Below are 10,543 nucleotides of genomic sequence, written 5' to 3'. Positions count from 1 at the left end.
GGGTGAAGGGCGTGCCGCCCGGTGAGGATGAGGACATGGGATTCCATGTCGACTCCGAGGCCGGGCGGCTGCGCCGCGTCATCCTGCACCGCCCCGATCTGGAACTGAAACGGCTCACCCCGAGCAACAAGGACGCGCTCCTCTTCGACGACGTGCTCTGGGTGCGCCGCGCCCGGCAGGAGCACGACGGCTTCGCCGACCTGCTGCGCGACCGGGGCGTCGAGGTCCACCTCTTCGGCGACCTGCTCCGGGAGGCCCTGGGCGTCCCGGTGGCCCGCCGACTGGTGCTGGACCGGGTCTTCGACGAGAAGGAGTACGGCCCGCTGGCCACCGAGCACCTGCGCGCGGCCTTCGAGGAGCTGACCCCGGCGGAGCTGGCCGAGGCGCTGGTCGGCGGGATGACCAAGCGGGAGTTCCTGGACCGGCACGCCGAGCCGGTCTCGGTCCGCTTCCACGTCATGGAGCCGGACGACTTCCTGCTCGGCCCACTGCCCAACCACCTCTTCACCCGGGACACCTCCGCCTGGATCTACGACGGGGTCTCCATCAACGCGATGCGCTGGCCCGCCCGGCAGCGCGAGACCGTCCACTTCGAGGCGATCTACCGCTACCATCCGCTCTTCACCGGCCCCGACGCCGGTGTCTTCCACCACTGGTCGCAGGGACAGCACGACTACCCGTCCACCATCGAGGGCGGGGACGTGCTGGTGATCGGCCGGGGCGCGGTGCTCGTCGGGATGAGCGAGCGCACCACCCCGCAGGCGGTCGAGATGCTGGCGCGCGGGCTCTTCGACGCCGGTTCCGCGCACACGATCGTCGCGCTGGACATGCCGAAGCGGCGGGCGTTCATGCACCTGGACACCGTGATGACGATGGTCGACGGCGACACCTTCACCCAGTACGCCGGACTCGGCATGCTCCGCTCGTACACCATCGAGCCGGGCGACGGGCCCCGTGAGCTGAAGGTCACCGACCATCCGCCCGAGCACATGCACCGGGCCGTCGCCGCCGCGCTCGGGCTGGACACGATCCGCGTCCTCACCGCCACCCAGGACGTCCATGCCGCCGAGCGCGAACAGTGGGACGACGGCTGCAACGTGCTGGCCATCGAGCCCGGGGTGGTCGTCGCCTACGAGCGCAACGCCACTACCAACACCCATCTGCGCAAGCAGGGCATCGAGGTGCTGGAGATCCCGGGCAGCGAGCTGGGACGGGGCCGGGGCGGCCCCCGGTGCATGAGCTGCCCGGTCGTACGCGATCCGGTGTAGCGCCGCCGCACGGCGGTTCCCCCGAGGAGGCGGGTCCATCCGCAGCTCTGTATAGCGATGCATTGCCTCGTATACACTTCCAGAGTTACGGTACGCCGAAGATCCCCGTCCGACCCAGGAGCAAGAACCATGGCCATAGACCTCGCAGGCCGTCACTTCCTCAAGGAGCTCGACTTCACCGCCGAGGAGTTCCTCGGGCTGGTCGAGCTGGCCGCGGAACTGAAGGCGGCCAAGAAGTCGGGGAGCGAGGTCCAGCGGCTGCGCGGCAAGAACATCGCGCTGATCTTCGAGAAGACGTCGACCCGCACCCGCTGCGCCTTCGAGGTCGCCGCCGCGGATCAGGGGGCGTCCACCACGTACCTGGATCCCTCCGGTTCGCAGATGGGGCACAAGGAGTCCGTACGGGACACGGCACGGGTGCTCGGCCGGATGTTCGACGGCATCGAGTTCCGGGGCGACAGCCAGCAGGCGGTCGAGGAGCTCGCCGCGTACGCCGGTGTCCCGGTCTTCAACGGCCTCACCGACGACTGGCACCCGACCCAGATGCTGGCCGACGTCCTCACCATGGCCGAGCACACCGCCAAGGACATCCGGAACGACGGCTTCGCCTTCGCCTACCTCGGTGACGCCCGCTTCAACATGGGCAACTCCTACCTGATCACCGGCGCGCTGCTCGGCCTGGACGTGCGGATCGTGGCGCCCGAGGCGTACTGGCCGCACCAGGACATAGTGGCGCGGGCCCGGGAACTGGCCGCCGGCAGCGGGGCGAAGATCACCCTCACCGAGGACATCGCCGAAGGCGTGGCCGGCAGCGACTTCGTCGCCACCGACGTCTGGGTCTCCATGGGAGAGCCCAAGGAGGTCTGGGCCGAGCGCATCGCCGCCCTCGCCCCGTACACCGTGACCATGGACGTGCTCCGCGCCACGGGGAACCCCGGCGTGAAGTTCCTGCACTGCCTGCCGGCCTTCCACGACCTCGGCACCGCGGTCGGCCGGGAGATCCACGCCGTGCACGGGATGACCGAGCTGGAGGTCACCGACGAGGTCTTCGAGTCCGCCCACTCGGTGGTCTTCGACGAGGCGGAGAACCGGATGCACACCATCAAGGCGGTCCTCGTCGCCACGCTCGCGGGCGCCTGAGCGCACGTGAGGGGAACGCTCACGGGCGCCCGGGCGGAACGCCCGCGGGCACCCGAAGCGCACGAGGAGCGAGCCCCTTGTCCCGAGTGCATGGTGATGCATCCAATGGGGTGAACATGCGCGTCGGCGGCTACCATGGTCCGTCTCGTCGGGGTCCGAGCTTGCAGGCTCGGGCCCCCTTGCCATGTACGGCACAGCCCCCCACGGCGTGCCGCGCCCCCCACGGCGCCGCACCCCCGCGGTGCGCCGTGCGTGGTCCCCCCACCGCACCACCAGAGAAGAGAAACGCCGCATGAGCGCGCAGCGCACGATCCGGCCGGGCCCACCCAGCTCCGGGCCGCGCCGCAAGAGCCCCGAACAGCTGGTCGCCGAGTCCGGTGCGGATCTTGAGGGGCACGGCCTCAAGCGCACCATGGGCCTGTTCCAGCTGGTCTGCTTCGGCATCGGCGCGGTCGTCGGCACTGGTATCTTCGTCGGGCTCTCGGACAGCGTCGCGGAAGCCGGCCCCGCGATCGTGATCTCGTTCGTCCTGGCGGCGATCACCTGCATCTTCACGGCGTTCTCCTTCGCCGAGCTGGGCGGTGCGATCCCCGTCTCCGGCAGCTCCTACTCCTTCGCCTACGCCACCTTCGGCGAACGCACCGCGTTCCTCGTCGGCGGCTGCCTGCTGCTGGAGTACGGCGTCTCGGTCTCCGCGGTCGCGGTGGGCTGGAGCCAGTACGTCAACGAACTGCTGCACAGTCTCTTCGGGGTGCAGCTGCCCGAGGCGCTCTCCGGCGGCCCCGCCGACGGCGGCGCCGTCAACCTGCCGGCCGTCCTGGTGATCGCCATGGCCGCGGCGCTCCTCGTGCGCGGAGTCCGGGAGAGCGCGACCGCGACCGCCGCGATGGTGGTCCTCAAGATCTCGATCCTCGTCGCGTTCTGCGCCATCGCCTTCACCGCGTACAGCCACGACAACCTGTCGCCGTTCGCGGGCAGCGGCATCTCCGGGATCACGTCCGGGGCCTCGCTGGCCTTCTTCTCGTACATCGGCTTCGACGCGATCACCACCGCCGGTGAAGAGGTCAGGAACCCCCGGCGGAACATCCCCGTCGCGATCATGATCTGCCTCGGCCTGGTCACGCTGCTCTACTGCGCGGTCGCCGTCGCCGCCATCGGGGCGCTCGGCCCGGATCGGGTCGCCGACACGCCCGCCGCCCTCTCGGCCGTGGTCAACCAGGTCACCGACTCCACCGTGGGCGGCGGCATCGTCGCGTTCGGCGCGGTCGTCGCCATCGCCTCCGTCGTGCTGGCCGTGATGTACGGCCAGACCCGCATCCTCATGTCCATGGCCCGGGACGGACTGGTGCCGAGGATCTTCGAACGGGTCTCGCCGAAGACCCACACCCCGGTCGCCAACACCTGGATCGTCGCCGCCGTCTTCGCGGTCCCGGCCGCCTTCTCCTCGCTCGACGCGGTGGTGAACCTGACCACCATCGGCACCCTGGGCGCGATGGCCGTCGTCAACCTCGCCGTCATCCAGCTGCGCCGCCGCAACCCCGGACTGAAGCGCTCCTTCCGGGTGCCGCTCTACCCGGTCAGCCCGATCCTGGGCGTCGCGTTCTGCCTGTACCTGATGTACGGGACCGGCTGGGAGGCCTGGGCCGAGTTCGCGGGCTTCCTGGTCGCGGGCTCCCTGCTGTACTCCTTCTACAGCCGGAGCCGCTCGCGCCTGGTCAGCTCAGCGGAGCAGGACCCGGCTGGGCAGGCACCACCGGCAGCGTGAACCAGACCGCCTTGCCGTGCTCCGTGGTGCGGTGACCGCAGGCGGAGCTGAGGGTACGGATGAGCAGCAGGCCGCGCCCGTGCTCCTGCCACGGGTCCGGCATGGTGTCCGGGCCCGCCGCGGCCAGTCCACCCGGCGGCTCGGGGTCGCGGTCGTGGACCTCCACCTGGCAGCCGGTCGGCAGCAGCTCCACCACCAGCTCGATGGGCTCGTCGCTGTCGGTGTGCTCGACGGCGTTGGTGACCAGCTCGGCGGTGAGCAGCTCGGCGGTGTCACTGTCCGGGGGTGCTTCGATGTCGTTGAGCGCGCTGCGGACGAGGGCGCGGGCGATCGGCACGGCCGCGGTCGTGTGCGGCAGCTCGATGCGCCAGGAGGCGGGTGCGGGATCGACGGGCGGCAAGACGTCTTCCGTTCGGGTCGCGGGATTCCTTGCGCGGAAGCCGTCGGGTGGCAGAGGGACCGTCGTGGGGTGCGCGCGGCCGTCCACGTCGGGATGGCTTCCGTGTTCCAACCTACGGATCGGGACGTCCACGTACAGGGGCCACCCGACCGGTATGAAAAGGACTTTCGGGCCACACTCTCACGAACCGCCCGACCCGTGGCTGTGAGGACAGTCACTCTACGCGGCACCGGGTGGTGCCCGTACACCCCGTGGGGCCGAAGACGCGCGCTTCCGGGGGCCGGACGCGGGTCGGGGCCCGGCCGTCCGTGCGGACGACCGGGCCCCGTCGGGCGTCGGGTGGGACAGGGCGGATCAGTAGGGCTTGACCAGCACGTGGGCCGCGCCCGGGATGCCGATCTTCAGGAGCTCGTCCTCCTCGGGCGTCGTCGGACTGCCGGTCTCCTGCTTGAGGACCGCCCGCGACAGGCTCTGCACGAACATCGCGCGAGGCCTGCGCCGGGCCTCCCACGCGGCGAGCGCCGCCGGGACGTCCGCCTCGGCGTCCAACGACCGCGCCAGCACCAGGGCGTCCTCCACGGCCATCGCCGCGCCCTGCGCCAGCTGCGGTGCGCTGGCGTGCGCGGCGTCGCCGGCGAGCACGATCCGGCCGACGTGCCAGGGCTCCTCGACGGTCACCTGGGAGATCCGGGAGTACACCACGGCCGCCGGGTCGGTGACGTGCTTCACCGCCTCGGCCACCGGCCCGCCGAACGCGGCGAGCCGCTCCGCCAGCTCCTCGTGGGCCCGCTCCGGGTCCGGCCGGAAGTCCGGCTCCTCGCCGAAGACCGCGCCCAGATACATCAGCTCGTCGGTGATCGGGGTGAGCAGCGCCTTGGCGTCCTCGTTGCCCGCGCTCATCACGACCCCCTGGACCTCCGGCAGCCGCGGCACGGTGACGCGCCAGTTGGCGAAGCCCGTGTACTCGGGGGTGTACGTGTCGCCGTACAGCCGGTTCCGGAGCGGGGAGCCGATGCCGTCGAAGCCGACGACCAGGTCCCAGCGGGCGGACGAACCGTCCGAGAGGGTCACGTCGACCCCGGCGCCGTCGTCGGACAGCTCGGTGATCGTCGTGCGGTAGGAGACGGACGCGCCGGCGGCCGTCGCGGCCTCGGCGAGAATACGGGCCAGCTCGGGCCTGGGTATGCCGTTGTTCGAGGGGGCGTCGTCCATGCGCGGCTGCGGGATCTTGGCCAGCGGGGCGCCGGTCGGGTCGCAGATGGTGAGGATCTCCCACTCGAAGCCCGCTTCGAGGCAGGCTTCCAGGGCGCCGATCTCCCGCATGACGTGCAGGGCGTTGGACGGCTGGATGATGCCGACGCCGAGAGCCTCGACGCCGTCGCGCACTTCGGCGACCTGGACGGTGTGACCGTTCCGGGCGAGCGCGGTGGCCAGGGTGAGGCCGCCGATCCCGCCGCCGTGGATCAGTACGCGCAGGGGTGTTGCCATGTCTGTTCTCTTTCCGAGGAGGTCGAGGGGTTCAGGAACGGGGGACGGCGCGGGCCGCACGCGGTCAGCCGACCGCCGCCGGCAGGGCCATCAGGTGGTCGACCAGGGCCAGCAGCACGTCGCGGCCGAAGGACCGCTCGCGTACGTCCCCGACGAGGAGGGGGACGTGCGGGTCCAGGTCGAGCGCCGCGCGGATCTCCCCCGGGCTGCGGGTGTTGTGCCCGTGGAAGCAGTTGATCGCCACCACGAACGGGATGTCCCGGCTCTCGAAGAAGTCGATCGAGGCGAAGCTGGTGTCCAGCCGGCGGGTGTCGGCGATGACGACACCGCCCAGGGCCCCGTTGACCAGGTCGTTCCACATGAACCAGAAGCGTTCCTGGCCGGGCGTGCCGAACAGGTAGACCACCAGCTCGGGACTGACCGTGATGCGGCCGAAGTCCAGCGCGACGGTCGTGGTGCTCTTCTGGCCGACACCGGCCAGGTCGTCCACGCCGATGCTGGCCTTGGTCAGGAACTCCTCGGTGCGCAGCGGGGCGACCTCGCTGACCGCGCCCACCAGGGTGGTCTTTCCGACGCCGAAGCCACCGGCGATGAGTATCTTGACGGCGCTGGGCGCCGTTTGAGGCGTTGTCATCTTGCTCAGAGTCTCCGGAGTCCGTCACGTACGGCGGCCAGCAGGCCCATGTCGGCCCCGCCGGAGGCCCGTGCCACCGAGAGCGGGGCGCGGGCCAGCAGCAGGCCCTGGGAGACCAGATCCGCCAGCAGGATCTTGGTCACCGAGATCGGCAGGTCGAGATCGGCGGACACCTCGGCGACCGCGGCGGGGTGCACGCAGCGGTCGAGGATCATGCGGTGTTCCGGCTGGAGCCGGCCCGGCCGCAGCGGCGCACCGTGCTCGTCGCGCGTGTCGTGCACGGTCGTCAGCACGGTGATGAGGGTGAAGTCGTCCCGCTCGGGAGCGGTCCGGCCCCGGGTGATCGTGTACGGGCGCACCATGGTGCCCGCGCCGTCGTCCTCATAGGCGTCGATCTCGTCGTCGTCCCAGTAGGGCGTCACACCCGCTGCCCGTCCCCGGTGCCGAAGGCGTCGAACTCGCCGCGCACGGGCGCGGTGAGCTTCTGGCCGACCTGCTGGACCAGGTTGTGCATGGCGAGCGACATCACCTCGGCGTCCACCTCCTGCGAGGCGACGACGGCGAGGTGGGTGCCCTGGCCGGCGGTGATGATGAAGAGCCAGAGGTCGGCCAGCTCCACGATGACCTGGTGCACCGTGCCGCCCCGGAACAGCTGGCCCACGCCCCGGGCGAGGCTCTGCTGCCCGGTGCAGATCGCGGCGAGCCGCTCGGCGTCGGACCGGTCGATGGTCCGCGAGTGGCTCACGACCAGTCCGTCGTCGGACAGCAGCACGGCATTGACGGTCTCGGCCACCGAGTCCACCAAGCCGTCGAGCAACCAGTCGAGGTCCTGGAGCGTGGCCGTTGTGCGTGTCATGACCGTTCTTCTCTCGGGTTGAGGGGCGAAGGGGGAGGGGGAGTCTGCGCGGACGTCCCGTCGGCCGAGCGCGCCTCGCGCGACCGCCGCTGGAACGCTCCGATCGCCGCACCCGCACGCCGGGGAGCGGGCCTGAGCAGGGGGTTCTCGTCCCAGCTCGGGGTCCTGGGTGCGGCGGCCGGACGGCCCGCCGCGGGGTCGACCCGCAACTCGTCGACCAGGCTGGCCTGCCGGACCCGGCGGGGGAGCGGGGGCTCCGAACCGGGTGCCGGGGTGTCCTGGCCGGGCGGGAGCGCCGGATGGCCCAGGACCTCGGGCTGCCGGTCGCCGCCGTGGGCGTGGTTCCCGTACGGCGAGGTGTCCGCGTCCGGGGCCGCGTAACCGCCGGGGTACGGCTGCTCCTGGTACGGCTCCTGGTAGGCGGGACCGGGCTCCGGGAACCGCCCGGCGTGCGGGTCCTGGTCCGGGAAGCCGTGCCCCGGAACCGGGTACTGCCCTGCCGCCGTCATGTACGGCTGTTCCTGCTGGGCCGGGTACTCCTGGTCGCCGGGCGCGTAGGGGGCCGAGGGCCCGTACGCCTGGTCGCCCGGACCGTAGGGCGGCCGGTCGCCGGAACCGTAGGAGCCGTCGAGGGTGCCGTACGACTCCTGCGCGGGGGCGTAGGAGGTGCCGGCGTACGGCTCCGGTCCGTACGGCTCCTCGGGGGCGGCGTACGCGGGTTCCGGGACGGTGTACGTACCCGACTGGACCGGCCGGTCCGTGTCCGGGGCGGCGGGGGGCCGGGCCTCGGACACGACGGGGGGCGCGGACCGCTGGGAGCGGGCGGCGGCGTGGTCGACCAGGGCGGTGACCCCGGCCATCGCCCGGCCCTGAACGCGGGACGGCAGCGCGCCGGTGGAGGCGGGGGCCTCCTCGCGTACGGGCTCCGGCGCGGGGGCCGCGGACACGGCGGCGACCGGGCGCCCGGTCGGGTGGGCGACCGTGAGCTCGTCGGGCACGAGGACGACGACCCGGGTGCCGCCGAACGCCGACGAACGGAACTCCACCCGCAGGTCGTGCTGGTGGGCCAGGCGGGAGATCACGTGGAGGCCGAGCCGGATGTCCTCGGAGTGGGCGAGCACGTCCATCCGGGGCGGCCGGCTCATCAGCTCGTTGGCTTCCGCCAGTTGGTGCTCCTCCATGCCGAGTCCGCGGTCCTCGACCTCGATGGCCAGACCGCGGCTCACCTTCGCGGCGCGCACCTCCACCGGGCTCGGCGGCCGGGAGAACGCCAGCGCGTTCTCGATCAGTTCGGCCAGCACGTGCGAGACCGGGCCGACGGCCCGCTCGGAGAGCCAGGGCGTTCCGTCGAGGTCGAGCACCACCCGCTGGTAGTCCTGCACCTCGCCCTGGGCGGAGCGCATGACGTCCAGCAGCGGAACGGGCTTGCGCCAGCGCCGGTGCGGGGCGCCGCCGGCCAGGATGACCAGGTTCTCCTCGTACCGGCGCAGACGCGCGGTGAGGTGGTCGAGGTCGAAGAGGCCGTCGAGCACCTCGGGGTCCTCGTGCTTGCGCTCCAGCTCGTCCAGCTTCTTGAGCTGCTGGCCGATGAGCTGCTGGGTGCGGCGGGCGATGCGCTGGAGGAGACGCTCGAACCCGCGGTGCTGGTCGGCCTGTTTGACGGCGGCCGCGAGCGCGCTGGTCCGGGCGAGGTTGAGCGCGTCGCCGAGCTGGGTGATCTCGTCGCCCGCCTTGCCCTTGCGGTCCGACTCGATGGCGCGGGCCTCGGCCTCGACATCGATCTTCTCGCCCTGGCCGAGCCGTTCGACGACGTCCGGAAGGGTGCGTTCCAGCTCTTCCGCGCGGTCCTGGAGACGCTTGATGCGGCGGCGCAGGTTACGCGTGAGGCGCCAGGTGGTCAGGACGACCGCGATCACGGCGAGCAGGCCGACGACCGTGGTGACCACCATCTTGACCAGCAGCGACACGATGGTGTTCTTGCCGATCGAGACCACCAGCGAGGTGCGGTGTTCGAGCAGGCCCACCAGTTGGGGGGTGACCCCGTCCATCGTCGAACGCCAGGACTTCTCCGAGGCCGCGATCCGGACGAACCCCTTGGAGTCGGCGTCGCGGGGCGCGAGGATCTGCGACTCCAGCTTCGTCTTCGTCTTCCAGGCCTCGCCCCCGGCCATCTTGTTCCACATCGCCCGCTCGTCGGCGGGGAGGTTGGGGAGCACCTTGGTGGAGTACTGGAAGGACTGGCCGGTGATCTCCTTGCGCAGCTCCGCGAGATCGGCCGTGCTGAGCTTGCCACCGGACCAGCCGCGGGCCAGCAGCGCGTCCGAGCGGGAGACCATCTCCTTGACCCAGAAGAGGTCCACCAGAGGCGCGGACGCCGTGGTCACCTCGCCGTTGTCCACCTGGCTGAGGGCGGCGAAGAGCTGGAGGTCGACCGCGATGAGGTCGGTGTAGTAGCCGTAGACGACCGCCTGCTGTTCGTCGTCGCCCTGGTCCACCAACGTCCGTTGGGCGGGCAGCTGGTTGATGGACTCACGGGCCTTGCCGACGGCCTCGCGCACCTTGGACGGGGCGCTGTCGGCGGAGATGTCCGAGACGGACTGGAACGTCTCGATCGCCTGGTCGGTGAGCTTGCGCTGCCGCTGGAGTGCCTCCTTCGGAGCATCGGGATCGGCCAGCGCCTCTGCGCTGAGCCGCCGTTCCTCCTGCAGGTTGTAGTACACGATGTTGGACGGCTGGCCGGCCTTCTGGGCCAACTGCCCCTGAGCTGCCTGACGCTGGAAGTCGAGCAGGGTTTGACCACTGGTGACCGCCCAGAGGGCCGCGAGGGCGATGCCGGGGACGATGGCCAGGATGAGCAGGGCAGTCCGCAGCGACATGGGGGTCGAGTCGGTGCGCCGAGACGCGCGCGTGCGCAGGGCATTCTCCTTGACGTGGGTGACGGTCTCACGACCAGTCAATTCCGTTGAGAACTTCGACACATAGATACTAGGCA

9 protein-coding genes are annotated in these 10,543 nt (G+C 71.2%); 3 read left to right on the top strand and 6 right to left on the bottom strand.

What is annotated here, in order from left to right; translation table 11 throughout:
• The first annotated feature begins 35 nt into the window (after positions 1-35).
• The 3 genes from ACFZAX_RS01475 (at position 36) to ACFZAX_RS01465 (ending at position 4,173) form a co-directional block, all read left to right on the top strand.
• Positions 36-1,268, top strand: coding sequence for an arginine deiminase (locus ACFZAX_RS01475; protein ID WP_390957937.1), 1,233 nt, complete (start codon positions 36-38; stop codon positions 1,266-1,268).
• 129 nt (positions 1,269-1,397) lie between these two features.
• Positions 1,398-2,408, top strand: a complete 1,011-nt coding sequence (gene argF / locus ACFZAX_RS01470) for an ornithine carbamoyltransferase (protein ID WP_390957935.1) — start codon at positions 1,398-1,400, stop codon at positions 2,406-2,408.
• A gap of 292 nt (positions 2,409-2,700) precedes the next feature.
• Positions 2,701-4,173 carry an amino acid permease gene (locus tag ACFZAX_RS01465; RefSeq protein WP_390957934.1) on the top strand — a complete coding sequence of 491 codons (1,473 nt, stop codon included), beginning with the start codon at positions 2,701-2,703 and terminating at the stop codon, positions 4,171-4,173.
• Here ACFZAX_RS01465 and ACFZAX_RS01460 read toward each other — a convergent pair.
• The 6 genes from ACFZAX_RS01460 to ACFZAX_RS01435 all read right to left on the bottom strand — a co-directional run bounded on the left by ACFZAX_RS01460 (position 4,124) and on the right by ACFZAX_RS01435 (position 10,427).
• Complete coding sequence (locus tag ACFZAX_RS01460; RefSeq protein WP_390957933.1) at positions 4,124-4,573, bottom strand: ATP-binding protein; 450 nt, start codon at positions 4,571-4,573, stop codon at positions 4,124-4,126. The genes ACFZAX_RS01465 and ACFZAX_RS01460 overlap by 50 nt on opposite strands.
• Before the next feature lie 354 nt (positions 4,574-4,927).
• The gene (locus tag ACFZAX_RS01455) at positions 4,928-6,061 is read right to left on the bottom strand and encodes an FAD-dependent monooxygenase (protein ID WP_390957931.1); all 1,134 of its coding nucleotides are present in this window, start codon (positions 6,059-6,061) and stop codon (positions 4,928-4,930) included.
• Between the two features lie 64 nt (positions 6,062-6,125).
• Positions 6,126-6,695, bottom strand: a complete 570-nt coding sequence (locus ACFZAX_RS01450; RefSeq protein WP_390957929.1) for an ATP/GTP-binding protein — start codon at positions 6,693-6,695, stop codon at positions 6,126-6,128.
• A 5-nt stretch (positions 6,696-6,700) separates the two neighbouring features.
• Complete coding sequence (locus ACFZAX_RS01445) at positions 6,701-7,117, bottom strand: DUF742 domain-containing protein (RefSeq protein ID WP_390957927.1); 417 nt, start codon at positions 7,115-7,117, stop codon at positions 6,701-6,703.
• Positions 7,114-7,551, bottom strand: a complete 438-nt coding sequence (locus ACFZAX_RS01440) for a roadblock/LC7 domain-containing protein (protein ID WP_266710071.1) — start codon at positions 7,549-7,551, stop codon at positions 7,114-7,116. Before ACFZAX_RS01440 ends, ACFZAX_RS01445 begins: the two co-directional genes overlap by 4 nt.
• Positions 7,548-10,427: a nitrate- and nitrite sensing domain-containing protein gene (locus ACFZAX_RS01435; protein ID WP_390957925.1), complete on the bottom strand. Its 2,880-nt coding sequence runs from the start codon at positions 10,425-10,427 to the stop codon at positions 7,548-7,550. The genes ACFZAX_RS01440 and ACFZAX_RS01435 overlap by 4 nt, the downstream gene beginning before the upstream one ends.
• Positions 10,428-10,543: the final 116 nt, after the last annotated feature.

The sequence above is a fragment of the Streptomyces sp. NPDC008125 genome, assembly GCF_042957125.1.
Taxonomy (GTDB): Bacteria; Actinomycetota; Actinomycetes; order Streptomycetales; family Streptomycetaceae; genus Streptomyces.
This window is presented reverse-complemented; position numbering and strand designations above follow the sequence as displayed.

What these genes read in the sequence shown, in the direction of transcription:
- ACFZAX_RS01475 (WP_390957937.1), top strand. Translation starts at nt 36, where the DNA reads ATGGGATTCCATGTCGACTCCGAGGCCGGGCGGCTGCGCCGCGTCATC.
- argF (WP_390957935.1), top strand. Translation starts at nt 1,398, where the DNA reads ATGGCCATAGACCTCGCAGGCCGTCACTTCCTCAAGGAGCTCGACTTC.
- ACFZAX_RS01465 (WP_390957934.1), top strand. Translation starts at nt 2,701, where the DNA reads ATGAGCGCGCAGCGCACGATCCGGCCGGGCCCACCCAGCTCCGGGCCG.
- ACFZAX_RS01455 (WP_390957931.1), bottom strand. Translation starts at nt 6,061, where the DNA reads ATGGCAACACCCCTGCGCGTACTGATCCACGGCGGCGGGATCGGCGGC.
- ACFZAX_RS01450 (WP_390957929.1), bottom strand. Translation starts at nt 6,695, where the DNA reads ATGACAACGCCTCAAACGGCGCCCAGCGCCGTCAAGATACTCATCGCC.
- ACFZAX_RS01440 (WP_266710071.1), bottom strand. Translation starts at nt 7,551, where the DNA reads ATGACACGCACAACGGCCACGCTCCAGGACCTCGACTGGTTGCTCGAC.
- ACFZAX_RS01435 (WP_390957925.1), bottom strand. Translation starts at nt 10,427, where the DNA reads ATGTCGCTGCGGACTGCCCTGCTCATCCTGGCCATCGTCCCCGGCATC.